General features: G+C 71.1%; 23 protein-coding genes and 1 pseudogene. 11 read left to right on the top strand and 13 right to left on the bottom strand.

Annotation, left to right across the window (positions count from 1 at the left end):
- Positions 1 to 22 precede the first annotated feature (22 nt).
- The 3 genes and pseudogenes from ACGF2Y_RS27375 to ACGF2Y_RS27365 form a co-directional block, all read right to left on the bottom strand.
- Positions 23 to 442 (bottom strand): S1 RNA-binding domain-containing protein, encoded by a 420-nt coding sequence (locus ACGF2Y_RS27375; protein ID WP_392952604.1) that lies wholly within the window; start codon positions 440 to 442, stop codon positions 23 to 25.
- Positions 439 to 939, bottom strand: coding sequence for a hypothetical protein (locus ACGF2Y_RS27370; protein ID WP_392952601.1), 501 nt, complete (start codon positions 937 to 939; stop codon positions 439 to 441). The genes ACGF2Y_RS27375 and ACGF2Y_RS27370 overlap by 4 nt, the downstream gene beginning before the upstream one ends.
- A gap of 174 nt (positions 940 to 1,113) precedes the next feature.
- Positions 1,114 to 1,296, bottom strand: a pseudogene (locus ACGF2Y_RS27365) (DUF664 domain-containing protein); the annotation flags it as partial.
- A 5-nt stretch (positions 1,297 to 1,301) separates the two neighbouring features.
- Between ACGF2Y_RS27365 and ACGF2Y_RS27360 the strand changes: the two are divergent.
- Positions 1,302 to 1,508: a hypothetical protein gene (locus tag ACGF2Y_RS27360; RefSeq protein ID WP_392952599.1), complete on the top strand. Its 207-nt coding sequence runs from the start codon at positions 1,302 to 1,304 to the stop codon at positions 1,506 to 1,508.
- Positions 1,509 to 1,534: 26 nt separating this feature from the next.
- Here the strand turns inward: ACGF2Y_RS27360 and ACGF2Y_RS27355 are convergent, their stop codons facing one another.
- Positions 1,535 to 2,434 (bottom strand): LysR family transcriptional regulator, encoded by a 900-nt coding sequence (locus tag ACGF2Y_RS27355; protein ID WP_392952597.1) that lies wholly within the window; start codon positions 2,432 to 2,434, stop codon positions 1,535 to 1,537.
- A gap of 135 nt (positions 2,435 to 2,569) precedes the next feature.
- On the opposite strand from ACGF2Y_RS27355, the gene ACGF2Y_RS27350 reads away from it, so the two are divergent.
- Positions 2,570 to 2,989: a nuclear transport factor 2 family protein gene (locus ACGF2Y_RS27350; RefSeq protein WP_392952594.1), complete on the top strand. Its 420-nt coding sequence runs from the start codon at positions 2,570 to 2,572 to the stop codon at positions 2,987 to 2,989.
- 119 nt (positions 2,990 to 3,108) lie between these two features.
- On the opposite strand, the gene ACGF2Y_RS27345 is transcribed toward ACGF2Y_RS27350, so the two are convergent.
- The 5 genes from ACGF2Y_RS27345 to ACGF2Y_RS27325 all read right to left on the bottom strand — a co-directional run bounded on the left by ACGF2Y_RS27345 (position 3,109) and on the right by ACGF2Y_RS27325 (position 7,346).
- Positions 3,109 to 4,356 (bottom strand): glycosyltransferase, encoded by a 1,248-nt coding sequence (locus tag ACGF2Y_RS27345; protein WP_392952591.1) that lies wholly within the window; start codon positions 4,354 to 4,356, stop codon positions 3,109 to 3,111.
- A 182-nt stretch (positions 4,357 to 4,538) separates the two neighbouring features.
- The gene (locus ACGF2Y_RS27340) at positions 4,539 to 4,991 is read right to left on the bottom strand and encodes a VOC family protein (protein ID WP_392952588.1); all 453 of its coding nucleotides are present in this window, start codon (positions 4,989 to 4,991) and stop codon (positions 4,539 to 4,541) included.
- Entirely contained in the window at positions 4,988 to 5,560 is a 573-nt protein-coding gene (locus tag ACGF2Y_RS27335) for a dihydrofolate reductase family protein (protein WP_392952585.1), read from the bottom strand. The genes ACGF2Y_RS27340 and ACGF2Y_RS27335 overlap by 4 nt, the downstream gene beginning before the upstream one ends.
- 53 nt (positions 5,561 to 5,613) lie before the next feature.
- Positions 5,614 to 6,618, bottom strand: a complete 1,005-nt coding sequence (locus tag ACGF2Y_RS27330) for a GNAT family N-acetyltransferase (RefSeq protein ID WP_392952582.1) — start codon at positions 6,616 to 6,618, stop codon at positions 5,614 to 5,616.
- A 182-nt stretch (positions 6,619 to 6,800) separates the two neighbouring features.
- The gene (locus ACGF2Y_RS27325; protein ID WP_392952579.1) at positions 6,801 to 7,346 is read right to left on the bottom strand and encodes a carboxymuconolactone decarboxylase family protein; all 546 of its coding nucleotides are present in this window, start codon (positions 7,344 to 7,346) and stop codon (positions 6,801 to 6,803) included.
- Positions 7,347 to 7,426: 80 nt separating this feature from the next.
- On the opposite strand from ACGF2Y_RS27325, the gene ACGF2Y_RS27320 reads away from it, so the two are divergent.
- The 8 genes from ACGF2Y_RS27320 (at position 7,427) to ACGF2Y_RS27285 (ending at position 18,013) form a co-directional block, all read left to right on the top strand.
- On the top strand, positions 7,427 to 10,360 hold the full coding sequence (locus ACGF2Y_RS27320; protein ID WP_392952576.1) for a BTAD domain-containing putative transcriptional regulator: 2,934 nt from the start codon (positions 7,427 to 7,429) through the stop codon (positions 10,358 to 10,360).
- 617 nt (positions 10,361 to 10,977) lie between these two features.
- Entirely contained in the window at positions 10,978 to 12,138 is a 1,161-nt protein-coding gene (locus ACGF2Y_RS27315) for an NAD(P)/FAD-dependent oxidoreductase (RefSeq protein WP_392952574.1), read from the top strand.
- Positions 12,135 to 12,398 (top strand): (2Fe-2S)-binding protein, encoded by a 264-nt coding sequence (locus ACGF2Y_RS27310; RefSeq protein ID WP_392952571.1) that lies wholly within the window; start codon positions 12,135 to 12,137, stop codon positions 12,396 to 12,398. Before ACGF2Y_RS27315 ends, ACGF2Y_RS27310 begins: the two co-directional genes overlap by 4 nt.
- 73 nt (positions 12,399 to 12,471) lie before the next feature.
- Positions 12,472 to 13,911 carry an NAD(P)/FAD-dependent oxidoreductase gene (locus ACGF2Y_RS27305; RefSeq protein ID WP_392952725.1) on the top strand — a complete coding sequence of 480 codons (1,440 nt, stop codon included), beginning with the start codon at positions 12,472 to 12,474 and terminating at the stop codon, positions 13,909 to 13,911.
- 9 nt (positions 13,912 to 13,920) lie between these two features.
- The gene (locus tag ACGF2Y_RS27300) at positions 13,921 to 14,829 is read left to right on the top strand and encodes a dihydrodipicolinate synthase family protein (protein WP_392952569.1); all 909 of its coding nucleotides are present in this window, start codon (positions 13,921 to 13,923) and stop codon (positions 14,827 to 14,829) included.
- A gap of 1 nt (position 14,830) precedes the next feature.
- Positions 14,831 to 15,832 carry a proline racemase family protein gene (locus tag ACGF2Y_RS27295; RefSeq protein ID WP_392952566.1) on the top strand — a complete coding sequence of 334 codons (1,002 nt, stop codon included), beginning with the start codon at positions 14,831 to 14,833 and terminating at the stop codon, positions 15,830 to 15,832.
- A gap of 190 nt (positions 15,833 to 16,022) precedes the next feature.
- Positions 16,023 to 17,069: a proline racemase family protein gene (locus tag ACGF2Y_RS27290; protein WP_392952722.1), complete on the top strand. Its 1,047-nt coding sequence runs from the start codon at positions 16,023 to 16,025 to the stop codon at positions 17,067 to 17,069.
- Positions 17,066 to 18,013 carry an ornithine cyclodeaminase family protein gene (locus tag ACGF2Y_RS27285; protein WP_392952563.1) on the top strand — a complete coding sequence of 316 codons (948 nt, stop codon included), beginning with the start codon at positions 17,066 to 17,068 and terminating at the stop codon, positions 18,011 to 18,013. Before ACGF2Y_RS27290 ends, ACGF2Y_RS27285 begins: the two co-directional genes overlap by 4 nt.
- 237 nt (positions 18,014 to 18,250) lie before the next feature.
- Here the strand turns inward: ACGF2Y_RS27285 and ACGF2Y_RS27280 are convergent, their stop codons facing one another.
- A complete protein-coding gene (locus ACGF2Y_RS27280) occupies positions 18,251 to 18,961 on the bottom strand; it encodes a GntR family transcriptional regulator (RefSeq protein WP_392952561.1) in 711 nt (236 codons plus the stop codon).
- A gap of 404 nt (positions 18,962 to 19,365) precedes the next feature.
- Between ACGF2Y_RS27280 and ACGF2Y_RS27275 the strand changes: the two genes are divergently transcribed.
- Complete coding sequence (locus ACGF2Y_RS27275) at positions 19,366 to 21,942, top strand: collagenase (RefSeq protein ID WP_392952558.1); 2,577 nt, start codon at positions 19,366 to 19,368, stop codon at positions 21,940 to 21,942.
- Between the two features lie 165 nt (positions 21,943 to 22,107).
- Here ACGF2Y_RS27275 and pssA read toward each other — a convergent pair whose 3' ends face one another.
- The 3 genes from pssA to ACGF2Y_RS27260 form a co-directional block, all read right to left on the bottom strand.
- The gene (gene pssA, locus ACGF2Y_RS27270; protein WP_392952555.1) at positions 22,108 to 22,971 is read right to left on the bottom strand and encodes a CDP-diacylglycerol--serine O-phosphatidyltransferase; all 864 of its coding nucleotides are present in this window, start codon (positions 22,969 to 22,971) and stop codon (positions 22,108 to 22,110) included.
- Positions 22,958 to 23,605 carry a phosphatidylserine decarboxylase gene (locus tag ACGF2Y_RS27265; protein WP_392952552.1) on the bottom strand — a complete coding sequence of 216 codons (648 nt, stop codon included), beginning with the start codon at positions 23,603 to 23,605 and terminating at the stop codon, positions 22,958 to 22,960. Before ACGF2Y_RS27265 ends, pssA begins: the two co-directional genes overlap by 14 nt.
- Before the next feature lie 180 nt (positions 23,606 to 23,785).
- Positions 23,786 to 24,991, bottom strand: a complete 1,206-nt coding sequence (locus tag ACGF2Y_RS27260) for an acyl-CoA dehydrogenase family protein (protein WP_392952549.1) — start codon at positions 24,989 to 24,991, stop codon at positions 23,786 to 23,788.
- Positions 24,992 to 25,008 lie beyond the last annotated feature (17 nt).

The following is a 25,008-nucleotide window of genomic DNA, read 5'->3' as shown; positions in this document are numbered from 1 at the left end:
GTGCGCCGGATTCCCTTCGTCGTCAGTCACACAGCTGACCTTCCGTGGCAGAGGCAGCCTGGACATGTGACAGAACCATGCGGCGGTGCGCGAGATCGACGTCGATGATCTTCGCTGTGAGGACGTCGCCGACCTCGACGAGGCCCCTGGACGATGCATTCAGCTCGCTGGTGGGCACGAGCCCCTGGAAGCCGTCCTCTCGGTCCTCGATGCGGACGAAGACGCCGAACGGCACGATGTTGGTGACCGGCCCCATAACCACCTGGCCGACCCTCCGCGCTACCTGCGGCCACGGGTCTTCCTGCGCTCCTCGGAGCGACAGCGGCACCCGTTCCCGGACCATGTCGACATCGAGGACCTCAGCTGTGACCTCCTGGCCGACGTTGACGACGTCCGACGGGTAGTCGAAGGGACGCCAGGACAACTCCGGAATGTTGATCATCGCGGTGAGCCGCCCATGTCCACGAAGGTGACGCCGAAGCTGGCGATGGTCGTCACTGTCCCAGTGACGACCTGGCCGCGCCGCAAGGTCTTGAGGAACGCCCAGTCCCGGTCGCTGGGCGTCGGTTCGGTCTGCCAGCGAGCGCGCAGAACGCCGTCGCTGTCGGGCAGCACAGCGGTGAACAGCGGGAGATCCTCACCGGCATACAGGGAAACGACGCCGGCAGCACGCGCGCTGGTGAGCTGGGAGGTCACCGCCTCGAACTGGGTCTCGTCGACGACCGTGCTCGTGATCTGACCGTCCTCGTCCTCCCAGACGATCTCCACGAGGCCTTCGTCGGGCAGAGCGGCCACGGCCTGGTCGACGGCGGTGAGCAGGTCCGGCCGGACTGCCAGCTGCGCGCGTGGAGCCAGTTGGGCGCGCACGGTCTCGATGTTGCCGCGGCTCAGGCGGTGCCACCGGGAGGCGTTGCCAGCGAAGACCTCCTCCAGGAACACCGCGCAGTGGGCACTGACGGTCCACTGCAGGCGGGCTCAGAAGTCGGCGTCGGCCGGCCGCTGCACGTACGCCGGGTCGTCGGGGGCGAAGTCGTACGGTGAGGCGTCCACGCGTTCCGGGAACAGGCCGAGCGTGCGGGTACGGGCCGGTGCGGGTTCGCAGGGCAGCTTGCTGCCGATGTAGAGGTACTGGTCCCACCCGACGTGCACGGCGACCAGGCCGAGGAGATTGGTCCCGGTCGCTGTCAGAGGTCGCCGGGCGTCGTATTCGGACAAGCCGTCGAGCTTCCAGAGCAGCGCCGCGCGGTCCCGCCGCAGTCTCCCGTGCAGGTGGTCCTTCGCGAACTCATCGATCATGCGGCATGAGCCTGCCATGGGCTGCTCGTGGTCTCAAGATCCCGTACGTGGTCCGCAACGGCCGGCAGAGCCGATGCCCGGCCATGGCCGCCGCCCTGGACGTCGACCGACGCGCCGACCGCCGCCTGCCCGCTGCCGACGACCTTCCTGTGGTCGATCTCCGCTCCGACCGGCACGAGAACCCCATCGAGACCACACGCCGGCCCCGCTGACCGGCAGGAATCAGGATGACGAGGCATTAACGCAGATCAGGCACCTGTTGTCTGAGGGCTGCAACAGCCGCGTCGGTTTCTGCGGAGCGCTGTTCGTTGGTCACGGCGATGGTCGCGCGTCCCTGCCAGTAGCGGTCCTCGACCCGGACGATTCGCACGCCGGCCGGAGCGGAGGGGGCCGCCATGCCCGGCAGCAGACAGACCCCCAGGCCGGCAGCGACCATGCCCAGGCGCGTGGACCAATCGCGCGCCTGATGGGCGACTGTCGGCTGAACGAGGGTGGGCCAGGCACCGTAGTACGGGGCGTCACCGGCAGCGCTTTCGACGATCCAACTGTCGTGGCGCAGTTCGTCGGCCCGCACCAGGGGCCGAGTGGCCAACGGGTGATGCCGGGGCAGGGCGACACGTAGATCGTCTTCCATGAGGGTCTCCTGGCGCAGCCCGTCGAGGTCATGCTCCTGCGGCCCGGCACACACACCCACGACGGCAATGTCCAGACGGTTGGAACGTAGCTGCCGCAAAAGGCTGGGCGTTGAATCCTCCACGAAGCCGACGGTCACATGGGGGTGCTCGTCCGCGAGCTGCGCGAGGGCACGCGGAACCAGAGCTGCGGCCGCGGCCGGGATCGCGCCGATCGTCACAGAGCCCGTGATGTGCCGGCGCCGTGCGCCGACCTCACGCATGGCGGCGTCGAGGCCCGACAGCACATCGGCCGCGTGCCGTACGAACGCCACGCCGGCCTCCGTGGGTGCCACCCCGCGTGCCCTCCTCTCGAAAAGGGCTGCGCCCACGGCTGATTCGACAGCTTTCACCTGCCGGGATACGGCCGATTGCGTGTAGCCGAGAGAAGCCGCCGCTTCGCTGAAGGAGCCCGTCGCAGCGACTTCGCGCACTACCCGAAGCCCAACGAGAGTCACATCCGCCATGCCCTGCACCCTACAGCCAAGGTATTCCCACATCGCATACCTGATGTGCTCAACGATCATTTGTGCGCACAGCTGAGGTCATGCACGCTGGGTCCCACCTGCCGGCCACCAACCACCAGAATTCGGAGATGCGTGATGGACGACGCGCGGAAGAGGGAAATCGTCGAATACTTCCTGAGCCTCTACGCCAAGGGGCGGTGGGGAGCGGCCGACGACACGGAGCCGCTGGACCAGCTCTTGGGCTGTCTCACCGACGACGTCGAGTGGTGGATGAGCGGGGCTCCGGGAGACGGCTACATCACCAAGGACGAGTTCCGCACCATGCTCAAGCCGCTCGACTCCATCACCGACGGTCCGCTGGTCATCACGCCCACCGCATGGACCATTCAGGGCCCTCGGGTCGCCGTGGAGGCGTACTCGACAATGAAACTGAAGAACACACGCGACTATCGCAATCAATATCACCTCCTCTTCGAGATCGACGGCGGAAAGATCAGCAAATACCACGAACACCACGACACCGCGCACGTGAACAGCGCCATGTGGGCGGGCTGACGTTTCACAATTCGGTGTGAGCGACGAGTGCGTGAGCTGATATTCGTCTCGATTACGGGACGGCACGTGATCAGGGGGGTAAGTCCCTACGGCTGTCGGATCAGCGTGACCTGGGCGGCTCAGGAACTCGCGGGTCCGTCCTGGCTTCCTCGGCCGGCGGTGTCGAGGAGCAGTCGTGCCGCCACCATCGCCCCATCGGTGCGGACCGCCCCGGCCATGGCCTTCGCCCGGCTGCCGGTTTCCGGGTCCAGGGCTGTCCTGAGCGCGGCCGACAGGGACCGCACGGTCAACACCGGGCCGTCGTGGGCTACGCCGATGCCCAGCTCGGCCACCCGGGCGGCCCAGTACGGCTGGTCCGCCAGCTGGGGCACCACCACCTGCGGAGCGCCGGCCCGAGCGGCCGTCGTCGTCGTACCCGCACCGCCATGGTGCACGACGGCGGCCACTCGTTCGAACAGCTGCTGATGGTTGACCTCGCCGACGGCGAAGCAGTCGTCCCGGTCGTCGATGAGACCCAACTCCGCCCAGCCGCGCCCGACGAGGACCCGGCGGCCCTGCGAGCGGACCGCCTCGATGGCCACCCGGCCCGCTTCCTCACCTGCGCGCACGGCCATGCTGCCGAACCCCACGTACACGGGCGGCGCGCCGGCATCCAGGAAGGCCACCAGCTCCGCCGGGAGCGGCCGCTCGTCGGGCAGCGCCCACGCGCCGGTCTGTACGACGTCGAGGTCCGCCGTCTCCAGCCACGGGTCCAGCACCGGGTCCGTCGCCAGCCACGGCCGGTCGCCGAAGGCGTAGTCGCGGACGTTGTCCACCGGGGGCAGGCCGGCCGACGCCCGGGTGGTGTTCAGCGCCTCACCGAACAGCGCGTCGATGCTCCGGGCGTCCAGCTCCCACAGCGCCCGGTTGTCGGTCACTTCCGGCGGGAACGGCCGCCCGGGGTAGGCCAGCGGAGGGCGCCTCGGCGAAGGCAGGGTCAGCTGCTGGAAGATCGCGGACACATAGCCGATGCCCAGCTTCTCGGCCACCGACCGCGCACCGGCGATGGCCGGCATCGCCCCCGTCGCCACCAGTACGTCGCACCCCTGTGCCGCCGCGGGCATCACCTGCCACTGACTGGCGATCAGTTCCGCCGCGCGCTGCGGCAGATTGCCCGGCGACGGCGGCGGAGCCGCTGTCGTCAGCGCGCGGGCCGACTTCCCGACACCCACCACGGACACACCGACCCCGGCCAGCCGCTCCGCGAAGTCCTCGTCCGGCGGCGCGCACACCCGCACCTCCGCGCCGAGCTCCCGCAACCGCACCGCGAGCCCCACCAGCGGTTCGACGTCCCCACGCGACCCATATGTCGACAACAGCACACGCACTTCGTGAATCTCCTCTTTCGATGGTTTCCGGGCCGGGCCGACCGTGCCGCGCTACCGGGCCCAGGGCAGTTCACGGGTGCCCTCGGCGCCGGGAACGGAGGCGATCCCGTCCGAGCGCATCGAGACGTGGACCTCGGTCTGTTCCGGGGCGTGGATCCGGCGGAGGCGGCCGGGCGGCAGGATCAGGGCGTGATCACGATCACGGCGGCGCTCTCGTCGTCGGCCCGGTCGGCGGTGGCGTCGGCGTTGGCGTCGGCGGTGGTCGCCCATTCGACGAGCTGGACGACGACACCGTTCGGGTCGGTCATCTGGAACAGCCGCTCGCCCCACGGCTCTTCGCGCAGCGGCATCGTGATGGGGGCGCCCGCCGCACGCAGCCGGGCCTCCTCCGCCGTGAGGTCGGCGACGGTGAGCGCCAGGATCAGACCGGACGCCCGCTGGTCGCGCTGTTCGGGCGGAAGGACGTCCGTACCTCCGCGCAGCAGGACGACGTCGACGGCGGCGTCCCCGCGCGTCAGGGACACGAAGCCGTCATCGGCCATGGCCACCTCGTAGCCGAGGTGGCTGCACAGGAACGCGCGGGAGGCGTCCACGTCGGCGACGGTCAGGGAGAGGGTGGAGGAGGAGACGTTCATGAGAGGCCCTTCGCGAAGCGAGTGATGGTGAACCCCGAGTCGAAGCACCGTGTGCTGACGGGGAGGAAGTTCGCCGGGGTGAAGGGACCGTCGAACAGGGGGATGCCGGTTCCGATGACCATGGGGTGACGCTTGATGATCAGTTCGTCGATCTCGTCGCGCAAGGTGGCCGCCAGTTTTCCGCCGCCGCACAGCCAGATGTCCATGCCGTCCTGCTCCTTGAGCGTCCGAACGAGCGCTGTGGGGTCGTCGACGACGGTCACCGCCGGATCGGGGCTGATGAGCGTGCGGGAGACCACGTACTGCTTGAGGTGGCCGTACGGGCTGGTCCACCCCAGTTTCAGGCCCGGGGCGTAGGTCGCGCGGCCCATGATGACGGCGTCGAACCGCTCGGCGGACCGGTCGGCGATGCCCAGCGGTTCCCGTGCGGGTGTGGGCATGGTCTCGGGGAAGTCCGCCAGGATCGCCGCGGATTCCTCACCGCCGAAGGGGAAGAAGTCGTACTGGCCGTCGGGACCGGCGATGTAACCGTCCAGGGTGGCGGCGATGTAGTAGATCAGCTTGCGCATGGACTCTCGCTCCTTCGGTACGGACGGGGCACGGGTACGGGCTCGGGTACGGATCACGTGGTGGGCACGTCGAGCTGGAACTCGCGGGTGCGCCGGTAGGAGCGGAACCCCAGCCGGTGGTTGACCGCCAGCATGTGGACGTTGTCGTCGGCGTTGTCCGTCTCGATCTCGACGACGTCGGGGTACTCGGCGCGCAGCCGACGTGTCATGGCGGCCTTGACCCACAACCCCAGGCCGTGGCCGCGGTGTTCGGGCACGACCGCCGTGTCGTACTGCTGGACGCGCGGCGCCGCTCCCCGGGGAATCAGGATCTCGGTGTAACCGGCCATGGCGCCGCCGTCGTGGACGGCGGCCACGGTCAGCAGCGTGTCCCCGCGGTCGGCGATCACCGCGGCCATGGCGCGAACGCGGTCCGCGTCCCACGCCACACTGCCGTAGTCCAGGTCTCCGACGGGCATGTCGTTCATCGCGCTCTTGGCCGCGGCGAAAGCGTCGGCGAGGCCGTCGGGAACCGTACCGGTCCAGCCGGTCAGCCGGTAGCCGGGGTGCTCGGCATCGGCGATCCGGAACAGGTCGTCGGCCCGGTCCGTCTCGTCGAGGCGCAGCATGAGGTGGCTCAAGGCCAGTGCCCGGCGGAAACCCCGCCGTTCGCTGAACGCTTCGCCCGGACTGTCGGCCGCGGCTGTGGCGATCAGGCTGCGCCGGTTCTCGGCGCGGCAGGCTGCCACGACCGCGGACAGCAGGCGGGAGCCGGTGCCCAGGCGGCGGTGTGCGGGGGCGATGTGGAGTTCCAGTTCGGCCAGGTGCTCCTGGCCCGGGGAGGTGAACACCCGCAGACCGGCGACTCCGGCCGGGACGCCGTCCGCACCGGTGGCCAGCCAGGCCAGCCGGTGGCTGCCCAGGGCGGGCCGGGTGAGCTGGGCGTGGATCTGTCCGGGGTCGGGAATCGGCACTCCTGGCAGGTCGTGGGCCATCGAGGCCGCGACGACCTGATGCCACGCGCCGGCTTCGGCGGCCGAAACGCGCTGGAGCGGATTGATGCGTACTGATGTGGGCAAAGTGATGGCCTTCGTGATCGGGTCGGTCGTACTTCGGGACGGCGTGTCGTAGGTGTGCTCTCGTCGGCCGAGGCACCGCAACGAAGGGGCTTGGAGGGGGGTTCGGACGGCGGGCTCGGACGGGCTGGGGTGGCCCGGTTCAGGCGGCCGGGCTCCGGCCGAGTCATCGTGTTCGCGTTCTCTCAGTCGGTGTGGCGTACGAGCGGCCAGTCGATGTCGACACGGGCGGCCGTGGCAAGGTAGTTGGTGAACACGTTGAGAGCGACATGGGCGATGACCTCGACGATCTGCCCGTCGGACAGGCCGGCGCGCCGGGCCGCGGTCAGCTGCTCGTCGGCAAGGGTTCCGCGGTCACGGACCGTCGCGGCGGCCAGCTCCAGGACAGCGGCGGTCCAGGGGCTGTCGGCCTCGCCCCGGCGTGCGCGGGTGGCCTCGGCCGCACTCAGCCGGGCTGTCCTGGCCCCGCGGAAGGTATGCACGGACAGGCAGTAGTCGGACCCGTTCTCCTGCGCCACCAGCAACGCGATGCTCTCGCCCACGTCAGCCGACAGGGTTCCCTCCGTGCTGAGGGCGGTGACGGCGGCCAAGTACCCCTTCAGTACGGCCGGGCTGTTGGCCATCACCCGGGCCAGGTTGGGAACGACGCCCAGGGTCTGATGCGTGGCGGTGAACAGAGCTGCGGCTTCACCGGTCGCGATCTCCGGTTCGACGGTGTGGAGTGCTGGCATGCCGGCAACCTTGCCCGTTGATCTTGATACATTCCCGATGCTTCCTCGATGCACGCAAGGGCGACCCCTGGAGTGACGGCATGCGGTTCACGATCCTCGGCCCGGTGGAGGCCCTGGCTCCCGGCTCGGACGCGCCCGGACTGGCGCCCCGCCATCGCGCCGTGCTCGCCTACCTGTTGCTGCACGCCGGGGTCGCGATCAGCACGGATCGCCTGATCGACGCGATGTGGGGGCCGCTGCCGCCGGACTCCGCCCGCGCGCAGATCCAGACCACGATCGCCGCGATCCGACGGATGCTGCGCGCCTTTGAAGCCGACCGGATGCTGGCCACCCGGCCGGCCGGGTACGTGATCACCCCCGAGCCGGGGCAACTCGACCTGGAGGAGTTCACCAGCCTGACCGCCAAGGCGCGGGCCGTCTCCGACGACCCGGAGGACACCGTGGACCGGATACGTGCCGCGCTGGCGCTGTGGCGGGGCGAGCCGCTGGCCGACATCACCGCCCCTTACGTCCAGAGCGCCAGAGCCCGTCTGAACGGGCAGAGGCTGACCGCCGTCGAGCGCCTGGCCGAGCTGGAACTGGCCCGGGGGCGGCACGACGACCTCATCGACGAACTGTCCCTCCATGTCGCGGCCAACCCCTTGCGGGAACGGATCAGCTGCCAGCTGATGCTCGCCCTGTACCGCGCCGGACGCCAGACCGACGCGTTGCACGTGGCAAGGACCTTCCGGGAGACCCTGGCCGAACAGCAGGGACTGGACCCCGGCCACGCGTTCGGCAAGCTCGAACAGGACATCCTGCGGGACGCCCCCGACCTGCGGCCGCCGGACACCGCGCCGACGAGACCGCCGGGCATCAACTTCCTGCCGTACGACGTCCCGGACTTCACCGGACGTGAGGACGAGCTCGACGGGCTGATCCGCCTGTGGTCGGGCAACAGCGGTGGCGTCGTGACGATTTCGGCGATCGACGGGATGGCCGGGGTCGGCAAGACGACGCTCGCGGTCCACGCGGGACACCGCCTCGCGGGACACTTCCCGGACGGACAGCTCTTCATCGACCTACAGGCACACACCGCCGGCCAGACACCGCTCGACGCCGGTACCGCACTCGAAGTGCTGCTGGGCCAACTCGGCGTACCCGCCCCGCACATACCTGCTACGGTCGCCGACCGCGCCGCGCTGTGGCGGTCCGAACTCTCCGGCCGTCGCGTGCTGGCCGTGCTGGACAACGCCCTCGGCGCCGACCAGATACGCCCGTTGCTGCCCGGAGCCTCCCGCGCCCTCATCCTGATCACCAGCCGGCGACGGCTGACCGACCTGGACGGGGCACACGCGATGTCCCTGGACGTACTGCCCGCCGCGGACGCCGTGGAGCTGTTCACGGCGATCGTCGGCGAACGGGCGGCCGCCGAACCCCTGGCCGTTCTCGATGTCCTGCAACTGTGCGGATTCCTGCCGCTGGCCGTCCGCATCTCCGCCGCCCGCCTGCGCCATCGCCCCCGCTGGACCGTCGCCCACCTGGCCGGCCGGCTCCGTGACCAGCGCCGCAGACTCGCCGAGCTGGCCACCTCGGAGCGAGGAGTGGCAGCGGCGTTCACGCTGTCCTACCAGCAGCTGACATCGGATCAGCAACGTATGTTCCGGCTGCTGGGGCTCCAGCCGGGCCGGGACATCAGCCCCGAGGCGGCAGCCGCGCTGGCCGACCTTTCGCCGGAGCAGGCCGAGACGCTCCTGGAAGACCTCCTGGACGCCCATGTCCTGACCCAGCATCAGTTCGGCCGCTACACCTTCCACGACCTGCTGCGCGAACACGCCCTCGCCACCGCGGCCGCCCACGAACCCCCCGACGCCCGGCGCGAGGCCCTGGGCCGACTGTTCCATCACTACCTCCACACCGCGAGCACGGCCGTCGACCACCTCTACCCCGAGGGCAAGAACCGCAGGCCACGCATCCCCACGCCGGACAACCCGGCCTCGCCCCCACAGGGCGAGGCCGAGGCGATCACCTGGCTGGACAGCGAACGCGCGAACCTCATGGCGACCGGCCAGTACGCGGCCGAGCACGACTGGCTCCCACACACCGGCCAACTGGCCGCCACCCTGCACCGCTACCTGCTGGGCCACGCCCACCAGGCCGACGCGCTGACCCTCCACGGCCTGGCCCTGCGCGCCGGCCGCCGGAGCGGGGACGCGGCCGCCGAAGCACACACGCTCCTCGATCTCGGCGAGGTGCACTTCTGGTGGCACGGCGCCTACGAGCAGGCGGCCGAGCACTACCGGCAGGCCCTGGGCCTCGCACGGGGGATCGCCGACCCGGGCGCCGAGGCCCGCGCCTGGCACAACCTCGGCACCCTCTCCACGCGCCGGCGGGAATACGACCGGGCACGCGACCACTACACGCAGTCCCTCGTGCTCTTCCGCGAGCTCGGCGACCGCAGTGGCGAAGCCAGATGCATGGCAGGCCTCGGCGTCATCCACGAACGCCAGGGGCGGTACGAGGACGCCCACGAGCATCATCGCCAAGCGCTGCACGTGCACCACGAGACGGGATCCCGCATCGGCGAGACCGTCGTGCTGAACAACATCGGGCTGCTGTACCAACGGCAGGGCCGCTACGACGAGGCCCGGCAGCATCACCGTCGCGCCCTGGAGCTGAGCCGCAGGTTCGACTTCCCCGGGGACGAGGCCGAGTCGCTCAACGCCCTCGCGGAAGCCGCCCGGTCCATGGGCGACCTCGCCAGGGCGGCGGCCGAACACGACACCGCGCTGACCCTCGCCCGTGAGTTCAGCTACCGCCCCGAGCAGGCCCGCGCCCACGACGGCCTGGCGCGCGTCCACCGCGACCTCGGCCGCATCGACCTCGCCCACGACCACGCCCGGCAGGCCCTTGACCTCTACACCGTCCTCGCCCTCCCCGAGGCCGAGGAGATCCGAACCTTCCTCACCGGGCTGCCGCCGACCGCGGATGTTCCAGAACCACTGAAGGCTTCCACCGCCGACCGGCCGTCCTGAACGCCATCAACCAGCGTCGGGGTGCGTACGGCGGGCCCCGCAGCCCCGCAGCCCCGCAGCCCCGCAGCCCCGAAGGCCTCGCCGCTGAGATCCTCGTGCGCGCTGTACGTGTCCGCGTCGCACGCCAGGATCGCAGGGGCCGGTGCGTGTACGGGCCCGGCCTCTCCCGTGCCCGGCCTCTCCCGTGCCCGGCCCCTGTCGTGCCCGGCCCATCAGCAGGGAGAACTCACCGGCCGGCATGCCGAGGGGGATGCGCCGGAGCCGTACGCCTGTGCACCCGATGGCCCGGAGCCGAGTCGGCTGCCGGGTGCCGTCCCCCTCCTGGTCAGGTCGGTGAAGAAGCGCAACTGACCGCAGATGCACGTCCGTTCATCGTCTGGGGTGGGCGGTCTGGAGGCGGCGTCCGATCCGGAGCGGACGCCCGGTCCGGATCGGACACCCGCTCCGGAGCGGACGCCCGGTCGGATTCGCCGTGGTGCGTCTCCCTGCGCGCGCCGGTGGGTGGCGCGCGGTCGTCGGGTGTCCGGGTGAAAGTCACCGGGGCGGCGGCGTTGTCCTCGGGTCGTCCGGATGTATAGCCTAAGCAATGGCATGTGACATTGCACTAGGGGGTGGCCATGAAAGTCGTAGTCGTTGGCGCGGGCATCGTGGGCGCCGCGTGCGCGTTCCACGCCGCCGCGGCGGGCCTCGACGTCACGGTTCTCGACCGGGGGCCCGTCGGCGCGGGCACGACCAGCCGGGGGGAAGGCAACATCCTCCTCTCCGACAAGGAGCCGGGACCCGAACTGGAACTGGCCCGGCTCAGCCGTGACCTGTGGGACGAGGCCGGGGAGGAACTCGGCCCGGATACCGTCGAATTCGAGGCCAAGGGCGGCCTGGTCGTCGCGAGTACGCCCGATGCCCTCACCGCCCTGCACGCGTTCGCCGTGCGCCAGGCGGCGGCCGGTGTCCGCACCGAACCCGTCGAACGTGTCGGCGACCTCGAACCGCACAGCGCGCCCGGCCTCCCCGGTGGCGTCCACTACCCGCAGGACGCCCAGGTGCAGCCCGTCCTCGCGGCGGCCGCACTGCTGCGGGCCGCCGTCCGGCGGGGCGCCCGGACGCACACCGGTGAGGCCGCCGCCGCGGTCACCGGAGCCGACGGCAGGATCACCGGAGTGCGCACCACCGACGGCACGGTGCTGCCCGCCGACGCCGTGGTCAACGCCGCGGGCACCTGGGGCGGCGAGGTCGGCCGCCGGCTCGGCGCCCCCGTCGAGATCCTGCCGCGCCGGGGCTTCGTCCTCGTCACCGAGCCGCTGCCGCCGATGATCCGGCACAAGGTCTACTCCGCCGACTACGTGGCCAACGTCGCCTCCAGCGACGAGGGTCTTGAGACCTCCTGCGTCGTCGAGGGCACCCGCGCGGGCACGATCCTGATCGGCGCCAGCCGCGAACGCGTCGGCTTCGACACCGCGATGAACCCGGCCGTGGTGGCGACGCTCGCCGCCCAGGCATGCCGCCTCTTCCCGTTCCTGCGCGGCGTCCACCTGATCCGCGCCTACCGGGGCTTCCGGCCGTACTGCCCGGACCATCTGCCGGTCATCGGCCCGGACCCCCGTGTCCCGGGCGTCGTCCACGCGTGCGGCCACGAGGGCGCCGGCATCGGCCTCGCCCCCGGAACCGGCGCCCTGGTCACCGCCCAGCTGCTCGGCCGCCCGTGGCGCGGCGCCGACCCGGCCGCCCACACCGGCCTTCTGCCCGACCGATTCCTTAACCCCGGAGGTGTGCCGAAGTGACCGCAGCGACCGTGTTCACCGTGGACGGCGAGCCGTTGCCGTTCGTACCGGGACAGACCCTGGCCGCCGCGCTCGTCGCCTCGGGCCGGGTCGCCTGGCGGACCACCAGGGGCGGGCAGCGGCCCCGGGGGATCTTCTGCGGGATCGGCGTCTGTTACGACTGCCTCGTGACCGTCGACGGAGCGGACGGGCAGCGCGCCTGCCTGGTGCAGGCCCGCGCGGGCATGGCCGTCACAACAGGAGAGGCCGACGATGAGTGAGCCCCGTGACCACGTGGAGACGAGTGAGCCCCGTGACCACGTGGAGACGAGTGAGTCGCGTGACCACGGGCTGATGAGTGAGCCCCGTGACCTCGTGGTGGTGGGCGCGGGCCCGGCCGGCATGGCCGCCGCCGCCACCGCCCTGGACGGCGGGCTGCGGGTCGTCCTCATCGACTCGGGCGCCGCCCCGGGCGGCCAGTTCTGGCGCCACCCCCCGCCGCACGCACGGCGGGCCGTACCGACCGCCGACCTCCACCACGGCCTCCGCACCTACCGGGCGCTCTGCGCCACCCTGGCCGCCCACGAGCGCAGCGGGCGGCTCACGCTGCTGCTCAACCACCATGTGTGGACCACGGCCCGCGAGGAGGACGGCTTCACCGTCCACGCCGTGGACCGCGGCAGGGCGCCCGAGGAGCGGGCCGTCGTGCTGCGCGCACCGGCCCTGCTGGTGGCGACCGGCGCCTACGACCGCCAACTCCCCTTCCCCGGCTGGGACCTGCCCGGTGTGCTCACCGCCGGCGGGCTTCAGGCGCTGCTCAAGGGCGGTGGAGTCGTCGCCGGCCGCCGGGTGGTCCTCGGTGGCACGGGCCCCTTCCTGCTGCCGGTCGCCGCGGCCCTCGCCGCGCGCGGGGCCGAGGTCGTCGCGGTGTGTGAGGCGGCCGCGCCCACGGCCTGGCTGCGCCACCCCGTACCCCTGCTGCGCAACCCCGCCAAGTGGGCCGAGGCCGCCCGGTACGCCGGCACACTCGCCCGCCACCGGGTCCCGGTCCGCACCCGCACCGCGATCGTCGGCGCGGAAGGAGAGGAGGGGCGGGTCGCCGTCGTGCGCACCGCCTCCCTGGACGCCGACGGGGGGCCGCTCCCCGGTACGGAGCGCCGGATCGAGGCCGACACCGTGGGCGTCGGCTGGGGCTTCGTCCCGCAGCTCGACCTTCTGCTCCCCCTCGGCTGCGACCTCGCCGACGCGGGTGACGGCACCATGGCCGCCGCCGTCGACGACGGACAGCGCACCACGGTGCCCGGTCTGTACACGGCGGGGGAGACCTGCGGCGTGGGCGGGGCCGCGCTCGCGGTGAGCGAGGGCCGCGTCGCCGCTGTCTCGGTGCTCACCGACCTTCCCGCGCCGGGCCGGCCGAACGCCCGGCGCGCGGCCGCGGAGCGCCGGACGGTGGCCCGGCACCGCGCCTTCGCCCGAGCGATGGCACAGGCGCATCCCCTGCCGCCGGACTGGCCCGCGTGGCTGACCGACGACACACCGGTCTGCCGGTGCGAAGAGGTCACCGCGGGGGCGGTCCGGTCCGTTCGCGCCGACGATGCGGCATCCGACCACCGGCAGGTCAAACAGCTGACCAGGGCCGGCATGGGCTGGTGCCAGGGCCGGATGTGCGGACCCGCCGTGCACTGCCTCGTGGCCCGCGATCAGCCGTACGCCCCCGCCGAACGGCTGATCGCGACCCCCGTCACCCTCGGTGCGCTCGCCGACTCCGGCGAGTCCACCTCCGATCACACCTGAGGAGTTCCCATGGACCGCACCCGCACCCACACCCGTATGCCCTGGCACGGCGTCATCGTCGCGACGAGCCTCCCGTTCGACCAGGACCTCGCCGTCGACCACGGCGCCTTCGGGGACAACGTCGCCTGGCTCGCCGAACAGGGCCTGCACGGCGTCGCCCCGAACGGCTCGCTGGGCGAGTACCAGACCCTGACGTACGAGGAACGCGACCGTGTCGTGGAGACCGCCGTCGCGAACGCCCCCGAGGGCTTCACCGTGATGCCGGGCGTCGGAGCGTACGGTGCGATCGAGGCGAGGCGGCACGCGCGGTTCGCCAAGGACGCCGGCTGCCAGGCCGTCATGTGCCTGCCGCCCAACGCCTACCGGGCCGACGACCGCGCCGTCCTGGAGCACTACGCGATGGTGGCCTCCGCCGGGCTTCCCGTCACCGCCTACAACAACCCCATCGACACCAAGGTCGACCTGCGCCCGGAGCTGCTGGCCAAGCTGCACGCCGAGGGGTTCATCGTGGGCGTGAAGGAGTTCTCCGGCGACGTCCGCAGGTGCTACGCCATCAACGAACTCGCCCCCGGCCTGGACCTGATCATCGGCACCGACGACACCCTCCTGGAGGTCGCCGTCGCCGGCGCCAAGGGCTGGGTCGCCGGCTACCCGCAGGTCTTCCCGCGCGCCTGCCTCGACCTCTACAACGCCTCGCTGGCAGGCGATCTCGACACCGCGCTCCCGCTCTACCGGCGGCTCCACTCCGTACTGCGCTGGGACAGCAGGACCGAGTTCGTCCAGGCGATCAAGCTCGGCCAGGACATGATCGGCCGGACCGGCGGCGTCTGCCGGCCGCCCCGGCAGCCCCTGGACCCGGAGACCGAGGCCGTGGTGCGCTCCGCCACCCGGGCCCTCATCGACGCGGGGGTGAACTGACGTGCGTTCGACGGTCTGTTACCACGCGGTCGACTCGCACACCGAGGGAATGCCGACCCGGGTCATCACCGGCGGGGTGGGCGTCCTGCCGGGCACGACCATGGCCGAACGGCGGGAGCGGTTCATGGCGGAGCGCGACGGGCTGCGCACCCTGCTGATGTGCGAGCCGCGCGGGCACGCCTCCATGTCCGGAGCCGTCCTCCAGCCCCCGACCAGGCCGGACGCCGACTTCGGCGTGCTGTTCATCGAGGTCTCCGGCTGCCTGCCCATGTGCGGCCACGGCACCATCGGCGTGGCGACGGTCCTCGTGGAGACGGGCATGGTCGAGGCGGTCGAACCGGAGACCCTCATCCGCCTCGACACCCCCGCCGGTCTCGTCACGGCACGGGTCGCCGTGCGCGACGGCCGCGCGGAGTCCGTCACCCTGGAGAACGTCGCCTCCTACAGCCACGCACGGGACCAGGTCGTCGAGGTGGAGGGATTCGGCCCGGTCCGCTACGACATGGCGTACGGCGGGAACTTCTACGCCATCGTGCGCACCGAGGACCTCGGCATCCCCTTCGACCGGTCGGAGAAACAGCGGCTGCTCGACGCGGGCCTGGGCGTCATGAAGGCGATCAACGAGCAGAACCCGGTGGCGCATCCGGAGAATCCCGCGATCGACGTCTGCCACCACGTCTATCTGGAGGCTCCCGGCTCGACCGCCGAGCACTCGCGGCACGCCATGGCGATCCACCCCGGGTGGTTCGACCGCTCGCCCTGCGGGACGGGAACCAGCGCCCGGATGGCCCAACTGCACGCGCGGGGACTGCTGAAGACCGGGCAGGACTTCGTCAACGAGTCCTTCATCGGCTCCCGTTTCACCGGCCGGATCCTGGCAGAGGCCACGGTCGGCGGCCGGCCCGCCGTGCTGCCCTCCGTCACCGGCCGCGCCTGGATCACCGGGACCGCGCAGTATCTGCTCGACCCCACGGACCCCTACCCTGTGGGGTTCACCGTATGACCGCGCGGCGGGCCGGACGCCGGGGGTGTCCGGCCCGCCGCGCCCCCTGCCCGGCCGCCGGACGACGGACCGGCGCAGACATGTCGGTACCTCTACGAGGAGCGTGACGCGGGTGGCACAGCAGACACCGGGAACGGCAGACGCACCGGAAGCGCAGGGAGGCGCGACGCCGGAGCCTGCGGCGGTGCACGTGCCGCCGGGCACCGCGCCGATCGGAACGGCCGACTGGCACACCGGAGGCGAACCGTTCCGGATCGTGCCCGCGTCCCCGCCCGCCGTGACCGGGCACGGGCTCACCGTCGCCGAGCGCCGCACGGCCGCCATGGCCGACGCCGGGGTGCAGTGGACCCGGGCCCTGCTGTGCGGCGAACCGCGCGGCCACGCCGACATGTACGGGGCCTTCCTGGTCCCGCCGGACGACGCCGGGGCCCACCTCGGCGCCCTCTTCTGGCACAAGGACGGCTTCTCCACGGCCTGCGGCCACGGCACGATCGCCCTCGGCGCCTGGGCGGTCGCCACCGGCCGGGTCCCGGCGCCGGCCGACGGTACGACGGACGTGGTCATCGATGTCCCCTCCGGCCGCGTCACGGCGAGCGTGCGCACAGCCGGCGGCCGGGTCGCGGACGTGACGTTCATCAACGTCCCCGGCCACGTCCACGCGCGGGGTGTGGAGGTGGCGACCTCGTACGGAACGGTCACCGTCGACATCGCCTTCGGCGGCGCCATGTACGCCGTGCTTCCGGCGGACCGGTTCGGCCTGCGGGTCCGGCCGCGGGACGTCACCGCCCTGATCGCGGCCGGCCGCGAGATCCGCGACGCGCTGAACGCCGCCGACGCCGCCGAACACCCCGGGGATCCCCGGCTGTCCGGCGTCTACGGCACGGTGTTCACCGAGGAGGCGGGCGCCCCGGTCGAACGGCCAGACGGCACATGGCGGCTGCACCACCGCAACGTCACGGTGTTCGCGGACGGCCAGGTCGACCGCTCCCCGTGCGGCTCGGGCACCGCGGCCCGGGTGGCGCTCCTCGCCGACGCCGGGGAGCTGCGCCTCGGCGACGAGCTGCGGCACGAGTCGGTGGTGGGCTCCGTCTTCCGCGCCCGGATCGAGCGGCTGACCACGCTCCACGGCCGCCCCGCGGTCGTCCCGGCCGTGACGGGCACCGCGTACGCCATCGGAACCAGCCGCTTCACCGTCGACCCCGACGACACGCTCGTACCCGGGTTCGTCCTGCGATGACGGTGACACTCGACGCGGCGGACGTGCTCGCACTCGGTCCGGTGGCCGCCGTCGCCGCGGTCCGGGAGGCGCTGGCCGGAGGGCTCGACCCGGACGGTGACGTACCGCGGGCGGTCCTGCCGCTGGCGCACGGTCAGGGGCTGCTCATGCCCTCCGAGTCCGGCGACTGGTTCGGCGTGAAGGTCGCCACCGTCGCGCCCGGCAACGCCGCGCGCGGGCTGCGGCGGATCAACGCCACGTATCTGCTGCACGACAGCGCGACCCTGAGACCGGTGGCCCTCCTGGACGGGGTGGCGCTGACGACCCTGCGTACCCCCGCCGTCTCGGTCGCGGCCTGCCTGGAGCGGCTGCGCGCGCTCGCGGACGGGTGCGGGGGGCTGCGCCTGGTGGTCTACGGTGCGGGCCCCCAGGGGGAGGGGCATGTCGCCGCCGTACGGGCCCATGTCCCGGTGGCCGACGTCACGGTCGTCACCCGGCGCGGGGGGCCTGTTCCCCGCTGGGCGGACCGGCACACGGCTGCGGACGGCGGGGGAGTGGCGGCCCTGGTGCGGCGCGCGGAGGTCGTCGTCACCGCGACGTCCGCGCGCGAACCGGTGGTCGACGGGCGGCTGGTGCGCGACGGCGCGGTCGTCCTGGCGGTCGGCTCGCACGAACCGGACGCGCGGGAGCTCGACAGCGCGCTGATGGGGCGCGCCACCGTCCTGGTGGAGAGCCGCGACACCGCCCTCCGCGAGGCGGGCGACGTCGCCATGGCGATCCGCGAGGGCGCGCTCGCCCCGGACGCCCTGGTCGCCCTGGCGGACCTGACCGGTGTACAGGCCGCCGCCCCGGCCGACCGCCCGCTGGTTGTGAAGACGTGCGGGATGGGCTGGCAGGACCTGGTGGTCGCCGTCGCGGCCTACCGGCGGAAGGAGGGAACGGGCGGGGTTGCGGAGTCGAGTTGAGCGGAGCTGAGCGTCAACGCGTGCCGTGCCGGTGGGGCTTGGGCGTCAGCGCGTGCCGTGCCTGCCGGGCTTCGGCGTCAGTGCGTGCTGTCTCCGCCGGGCTTCGGCGTCAGCGCGTGCGGTGCCTCTCGGCCCTGGACGTCAACGCTCGCTGTCCCCGCCGGACTTCGGATTCAGCGCGCGCTGCCCCTGCCGGACAGCGACCCCAACACATGCCGCTTCCGCCGGATTTCGGCATCAGTGCGCGCCGAGCTTGCGGGCCGGAGCGGCGCGTTCGGCTTCCCGCTTCCGGGCCGCCCACAGGGTCCGCACATGTGCGAGATGGCGGCGCATATGCTCCTCGGCCCCCTCCGCGTCCCCCGCGATCATGATGTCCAGGAGCGCGGTGTGCTCCCGCGCCGAACCCACCAGCGACCCCTCCTGGGACAGGTCGGTGAGCCCGTAGAGCCGGGAGCGCTTGCGCAGGTCGGCCACGGTCTCGACGAGGCGGGCGTTCCCCGCGAGGGCGAGCAGGTCGAGATGGAAGCGGCGGTCCGACTCCAGGTAGGCGATCAGGTCGCCGGACTGCGCGGCGGTCACGATCTCCTCGGCCACCGGGCGCACCGCCTCCAACTGCTCACGGGAGGCGGTGCGGGTCACGCGGCCGATGGTGGGGATCTCGATGAGCGCGCGGATCTCGGTGTACTCGTCCAGGTCGCGCTCGGAGAGTTCGGTGACGCGGAACCCCTTGTTGCGTACCGCCTCGACCAGGCCCTCGCGGGCCAGATCCAGCATGGCCTCGCGCACGGGCGTGGCGGAGACGCCGTACTCGGCGGCGAGGGTGGGCGCCGAGTAGATCACGCCGGGCTGGAGTTCCCCCGCGATCAGCGCGGCACGCAGGGCGTTGGCCACCTGGTCGCGCAGATGCTCCTGCACCGAGATGAGTTTGCGGGACTTCAGCTCACTCATGCGTTCCCCTTCACGATTTGTCACCGCACTATACAATGTCACGTTGCGCGGCGGCGAGTCGCCCCTTGAAAGGTGCGCGCCACACCCCCGAAGGGCAAGGGGAGCCGGGGCGGAGCGGGCCCGGGTCGGCGTACGGCTGCGGAGCGGGTCACTCCTCCTCGCCGGGCCGCCCCATCGTGTCGAGCGGCGTTCACCGGGGAGTCGCATCGGGTTCGGTCCTGCATCTTCCCAGTGAAGTGTGACCTGTGCCATTGTACATGGCACAGGGCGTGGGCATGTCAATTCGGACATCGGCCCCATTCCGTCCGGCCGACAGCGCGGCACGACAACACCTCTGGCCCGCGCCCTGTACATCCCATCGGTCACGCATGCGCGTGCCCCGATCCCTCATGGGAGGAAACAACGTGAGAACCACACTCGTCCGCCGAGGTGTGGGTGCCGTTCTGCCCCTGGCTCTTGCCGGGGCGATGGGCATCGCGCTGCTCGCGCAGCCGGCCCAGGCGCAGCCGAACTCACCTTCGGCCGCCATGGCATCGAGCGCGTCGCAACCGTCCCGCCCCGCGGGGTCGGCCGACCCCGCGCCGCAGGCGCAGCAGTCCCCCGCATCGGACACCGGTCACCAGCTCAAGGAACGGCTGAAGGTGTCCCAGCTCCCCCCGCTGAGCGCCGACAAGTCCCCCCTCAAGGAGGCCTACGGCCACCACGACGCCCCGCGGAAGCAGGACGCGGGCAAGAAGTCCTCCGCGAAGACGGCCGCCGCGTGCGATCCGGCCGACTTCACCGGCCGCACCGGAAGCGAACTGGTTCGGCAGATCAAGGAGTCCACCACCGGCTGCGTCAACACCCTGTTCGGCCTGACCGGCAGCAACGCCCAACTGGCTTTCCGCGAAGCCCAGATGATCTCGGTGGCCCGCGCGCTGCGCGACAACTCCCCCTACTACCCGGGTGACGCGAGCACCGGCACCCCGCAGCTCGTGCTCTACCTCCGGGCCGGCTACTACGTGCAGTGGTACAACCCGGACGTCGTCGGACCGTACGGCAGCGCCCTGACGACCGCCATCCGCTCGGGCCTCGACAGCTTCTTCGCGAGCCCTCGCTCACGCGACGTCACCGACGCCAACGGCGAGACGCTCTCCGAGGCGGTCATCCTGATCGACAGCGCCCAGGAGAACGCCCGCTATCTTCACGTCGTCAAACGGATGCTGGCGGACTACGACTCCTCCTGGAACGCGTCCCCGCGCATGCTCGCCGCGGTCAACAACGTGTACACGGTCACCTTCCGGGGCCACCAGACGCCCGATTTCGTCCGCGCCGTCGAGGCGGACCCGAGCCTCATCGACTCGCTGTACCGCTTCGCCGCCGACCACATCGCCCTGCTCGAGGGCGACCACGCGTATCTGACCTCCAACGCCGGACGCGAGCTGGGCCGCTTCCTCCAGCACGCGAGCCTGCGGAGCAAGGTCCGCCCGCTGGCCGCCGCCCTCCTCCAGGAGACCTCCATCACCGGCCCTACCGCCCAGCTCTGGGTGGGCATAGCGGAGATGGCCGACTACTTCGACAGGGCGAACTGCTCCGTCTACGGTGTCTGCGACCTCCAGGAGCGCCTCAAGCGCGAGGTCCTGCCGGTCCGCCACACCTGTAGCCCCAGCATCCGCATCCTCGCCCAGCAGATGACGTCCGCCGAGCTGAACGCCAGCTGCACCAGCCTCATCCAGCAGGACGCCTACTTCCACCGGATCGCACGGGACAACGGCCCGGTCGCCGACGACAACAACACCACCGTCGAGGTGATCGCCTACGACTCCAGCACCGACTACCAGACGTACGCCGGGGCGATGTACGGGATCGACACCAACAACGGCGGCATGTACCTGGAGGGCGACCCCTCCGTCGTGGGCAATCAGCCCCGCTTCATCGCCTACGAGGCCGAGTGGCTGCGGCCGGACTTCCACATCTGGAACCTCAACCACGAGTACACCCACTACCTCGACGGCCGCTTCACCATGTACGGCGACTTCGCCGCCGGCATGACCACCCCCACCATCTGGTGGGTGGAGGGCTTCGCGGAGTACATCTCCTACCACTACCGCGAGGAGCCCTACACCGCGGCGATCACCGAGGCAGGCAAGGGCACCTACGCCCTGAGCACCCTGTTCAGCACCGACTACAGCCACGGCACCACCCGGGTGTACCGCTGGGGCTACCTCGCCGTGCGCTACATGCTGGAGAAGCACCCCGCCGACATGGACAAGGTGCTCGGCCACTACCGCGCGGGGGAGTGGGACGCCGCCCGCACCTACCTCACCAGCACCATCGGCACCCGCTACGACAGCGACTGGAAGACCTGGCTGGCGGCCTGTGCGGCCGGCGAGTGCGACGGCGGCGGCCAGCCGGGCAACCAGGCCCCCACCGCCGAGTTCACCGCCGCGGTCAAGGACCTGACGGTCACCCTCACCGACCGCTCCACCGACGCCGACGGCACCATCGCCTCCCGCTCCTGGGACTTCGGAGACGGCACCACCTCGACGCGGACCAGCCCGACCAAGACGTACAGCGCCGCGGGCGGCTACACCGTCCGGCTGACCGTGACCGACGACAAGGGCGCCACGGCCACCACCACCCGGACCGTCGCCGTGAGCGGCCCCACCGTCGGCGAGTGCACCGACCCCGACACCCGCGTCCTGGGCAAGAACTGCCGCCGCAGCAACCTCTCCGCCACCACCGGCAACTACGCCTACCACTACCTGTACATCCCGGCCGGCACCACCCAGCTGAAGATCACCGTCAGCGGCGGCACCGGCGACGCCGACCTCTACTACAACCACTCCAACTGGGCCACCATCGGTGCCCACACCAACCGGGACACCGGCCCCGGCAACTCCCACACCCTGACGATCGACAACCCGCGCAGCGGCGCCCACTTCATCAGCGTCCACGCCGCGACCACGTTCGGCGGAGCCACCGTCACCACCAGCTACTGACCTTCGCCCCACTCCCCGGCCGGCGTCGGCACCATCGGCGCCGGCCCCGGCGTGCGCGGCGCGGCGCGCGGTGGTACGCGACATCGAGCCGCCCTCTGGACGTGACGGGAACGCACGAGGGCCCGGATGCCGGGGAGCATCCGGGCCCCGAGGGTCTGTCCGCCGCTACGGCAGCTGTGCCGCCCGCGCCTCGCGCCGGTTGTCACGGAACGTGTTCACCCGTCGCGCCGTGGCGAACAGCGGGATCACCGCGCCGAGCACCACCTGGAGCGCGCAGCCCGTCTGGAGCAGCAGCTGACCGCCGGGCGCGTCGAACGCCCATGCGGCGAGCAGCCCCATCGCGGCCACGATCCAGCCGAGCATCGCCACCGCGAGGATGCCCCGCGGCTTGGGGTACTCCACCCGGCTCACCATCAGCCAGGCCACGCCGACGATCGCGAGCAGCGTCGGGACGAAGGGCAGCTCCAGGAGCACGATCGAGACGACCGTCAGCGCTCCGAAGGGGCTCGGCATGCCCTGGAACATGCCGTCCTTCAGTGTCACGCAGGAGAATCTGGCCAGCCTGAGCACTACCGCCAGCAACACGACGATCGCCGCCAGCGCCGACACCCGCTGGTAGGCGTCGTCGGCGACCATCCCGTACACCAGTACGAAGTAGGCCGGCGCGAGCCCGAAGCTGATCAGGTCCGAGAGGTTGTCCAGCTCGGCGCCCATCGGCGAGGAGCGCAGCTTGCGCGCCACGAGGCCGTCGAACAGGTCGAAGATCGCGGCCATCAGCATGAGGATCACCGCGGTGGCGGCCGAGTGCCGGGCCATGCCCGTCTCGTCGCTGCCCGTGAGGTGCGGGATCAGAATGCCCGTGGTGGTGAAGTACACCGCCATGAACCCGCACGTCGCGTTACCGAGCGTGAGTGTGTCCGCTATCGACAGCCGCATCGACAGCGGCATGTCCTCCGCGCCGTCGGCGTCGCTCGCCTCGTCGGCCTCCGGTACCCAGCCGGCCTTGGTATCAGGATCAATCACGGTCAATTCGAGTCACCCCCGCGGTGGTGGCCTGACCGACCTCGACCGCGACATCGACACCCTCCGGGAGGTAGATGTCCACGCGTGAGCCGAAGCGGATCAGGCCGATGCGCTCGCCCTGCTCCACCTTGGTGCCCTCGGGGAGGTACGGCACGATCCGACGGGCGACCGCTCCCGCGATCTGCACCATCTCGATGTCGCCGAGCTCGGTGTCGAAGTGCCAGACAACGCGCTCGTTGTTCTCGCTCTCCTTGTTGAACGCCGGAACGAACCCGCCCGGGATGTGCTCGACCGACGTCACGGTGCCCGCCAGGGGCGCGCGGTTGACGTGGACGTTGAGCGGGCTCATGAAGATCGCGACGCGGGTGCGCCCGTCCTTCCACGGCATGATGCTCTGCACCACACCGTCGGCCGGGGAGATGACCCGGCCGTCAGTGATCTCGCGCTCGGGGTCACGGAAGAACCACAGCATGCCCGCCGCGAGCGCGGTGGTGGGCACAGCCACGGCCGCCCAGCGCCCCGACTTGCGGGCGCGGGCCAGGCTGAGGGCTGCGGTGGCGACGGTCGGCAGGAGCCACGGCGATGCTCCGCGGGCGATGCGGACCCCGCCGCGGGGTGCAGAGATAGGGCTGTCGGGCATGGATGACCTTCGTAGCGGATGATGCCGCGCTGGCAACGGGGGACGGCGGCTTTCCGGCGATGCTATCGGTTGCCGGGCGCAACTGGGCAAGCCAGCAGCCGAGTCGGACGGCGGAAAGGCACCCGCCGAGGATGACTCGGTGTGATGTTCTTCGCCACCAAATCACCTCGAAAGGGACAATCAGCCCTGGAATCGGTACTCCTCCAAGAGGCGCCGGCCAATGATCATTTTCTGGATCTCGGCGGTACCTTCACCGATCAGCAGCATCGGCGCCTCACGGTAGAGGCGCTCGATCTCGTACTCCTTGGAGAAGCCGTAACCGCCGTGGATGCGGAAGGCGTCCTCGACGACTTCCTTGCAGTACTCGGAGGCGAGGTACTTCGCCATCCCTGCCTCCAGGTCGTTTCGTTCCCCGGAGTCCTTTTTGCGTGCCGCATTCACCATCATCGCATGAGCGGCTTCGACCTTGGTGGCCATTTCGGCCAGTTTGAACTGGATCGCCTGGTGCTGGGCGATCGGTTTGCCGAAGGTGTGGCGCTGCTGCGCGTAGGAAACGCCCAGCTCGAATGCACGCTGTGCGACACCGCAGCCACGTGCGGCGACATTCACCCGGCCGACCTCGACGCCGTCCATCATTTGGTAGAAACCTCGGCCCGTCGTGCCCCCGAGGACGCGATTGGCCGGAATGCGCAGGTCGTCCATGATGAGCTCGGTCGTGTCGACGCCCTTGTAGCCCATCTTGTCGATCTTCCCGGGGATGGTCAGGCCGGGCCGGACCTCTCCGAAACCGGGCTCCTTCTCGATGAGGAAGGTCGTCATCGACTTGTGCGGCGCGGTTCCCTCGGGGTGGCCTTCGTCACTTCGGCAGAGAACGGCCACCAGAGTCGACGTTCCGCCGTTCGTCAGCCACATCTTCTGGCCGTTGAGAACGTACTCCTCGCCGTCCTTCACGCCCTTCGACGAGATCGCCGAGACGTCCGAGCCGAGCGCCGGCTCGGACATCGAGAACGCGCCCCGCACCTCGCCGAGCGCCATCCGCGGCAGGAACGTGTCCTTCTGCTCCTGGGTGCCGTGCTGCTTGAGCATGTAGGCCACGATGAAATGCGTGTTGATGATGCCCGACACGCTCATCCAGCCGCGCGCGATCTCCTCCACGCACAGCGCGTAGGTGAGCAGCGACTCACCCAGACCCCCGTACTCCTCGGGGATCATCAGCCCGAACAGACCGAGTTCCTTGAGCCCCTCGACGATTTCCGTGGGGTACTCGTCGCGGTGCTCCAGCTGGGTCGCGACCGGAATGATCTCCTTGTCGACGAAATCCCGGACCGTGGCGAGGATTTCCCGCTGGATGTCGTTCAGACCGGCGGTCTGGGCGAGTCGCGTCATGGCTGCTTCTCCTGTGG

The organism is Streptomyces sp. NPDC048142 (genome assembly GCF_043202835.1).
In the GTDB taxonomy this organism is placed as follows: domain Bacteria; phylum Actinomycetota; class Actinomycetes; order Streptomycetales; family Streptomycetaceae; genus Streptomyces.
Note: the sequence above shows the minus strand (reverse complement) of the source record. Positions and strands in the feature narration are given on the sequence as shown.

What these genes read in the sequence shown, in the direction of transcription:
- ACGF2Y_RS27375 (WP_392952604.1), bottom strand. Translation starts at nt 442, where the DNA reads ATGATCAACATTCCGGAGTTGTCCTGGCGTCCCTTCGACTACCCGTCG.
- ACGF2Y_RS27360 (WP_392952599.1), top strand. Translation starts at nt 1,302, where the DNA reads ATGAGCCTGCCATGGGCTGCTCGTGGTCTCAAGATCCCGTACGTGGTC.
- ACGF2Y_RS27355 (WP_392952597.1), bottom strand. Translation starts at nt 2,434, where the DNA reads ATGGCGGATGTGACTCTCGTTGGGCTTCGGGTAGTGCGCGAAGTCGCT.
- ACGF2Y_RS27350 (WP_392952594.1), top strand. Translation starts at nt 2,570, where the DNA reads ATGGACGACGCGCGGAAGAGGGAAATCGTCGAATACTTCCTGAGCCTC.
- ACGF2Y_RS27340 (WP_392952588.1), bottom strand. Translation starts at nt 4,991, where the DNA reads ATGAACGTCTCCTCCTCCACCCTCTCCCTGACCGTCGCCGACGTGGAC.
- ACGF2Y_RS27335 (WP_392952585.1), bottom strand. Translation starts at nt 5,560, where the DNA reads ATGCGCAAGCTGATCTACTACATCGCCGCCACCCTGGACGGTTACATC.
- ACGF2Y_RS27325 (WP_392952579.1), bottom strand. Translation starts at nt 7,346, where the DNA reads ATGCCAGCACTCCACACCGTCGAACCGGAGATCGCGACCGGTGAAGCC.
- ACGF2Y_RS27320 (WP_392952576.1), top strand. Translation starts at nt 7,427, where the DNA reads ATGCGGTTCACGATCCTCGGCCCGGTGGAGGCCCTGGCTCCCGGCTCG.
- ACGF2Y_RS27315 (WP_392952574.1), top strand. Translation starts at nt 10,978, where the DNA reads ATGAAAGTCGTAGTCGTTGGCGCGGGCATCGTGGGCGCCGCGTGCGCG.
- ACGF2Y_RS27305 (WP_392952725.1), top strand. Translation starts at nt 12,472, where the DNA reads ATGAGTGAGCCCCGTGACCTCGTGGTGGTGGGCGCGGGCCCGGCCGGC.
- ACGF2Y_RS27300 (WP_392952569.1), top strand. Translation starts at nt 13,921, where the DNA reads ATGGACCGCACCCGCACCCACACCCGTATGCCCTGGCACGGCGTCATC.
- ACGF2Y_RS27285 (WP_392952563.1), top strand. Translation starts at nt 17,066, where the DNA reads ATGACGGTGACACTCGACGCGGCGGACGTGCTCGCACTCGGTCCGGTG.
- ACGF2Y_RS27280 (WP_392952561.1), bottom strand. Translation starts at nt 18,961, where the DNA reads ATGAGTGAGCTGAAGTCCCGCAAACTCATCTCGGTGCAGGAGCATCTG.
- ACGF2Y_RS27265 (WP_392952552.1), bottom strand. Translation starts at nt 23,605, where the DNA reads ATGCCCGACAGCCCTATCTCTGCACCCCGCGGCGGGGTCCGCATCGCC.
- ACGF2Y_RS27260 (WP_392952549.1), bottom strand. Translation starts at nt 24,991, where the DNA reads ATGACGCGACTCGCCCAGACCGCCGGTCTGAACGACATCCAGCGGGAA.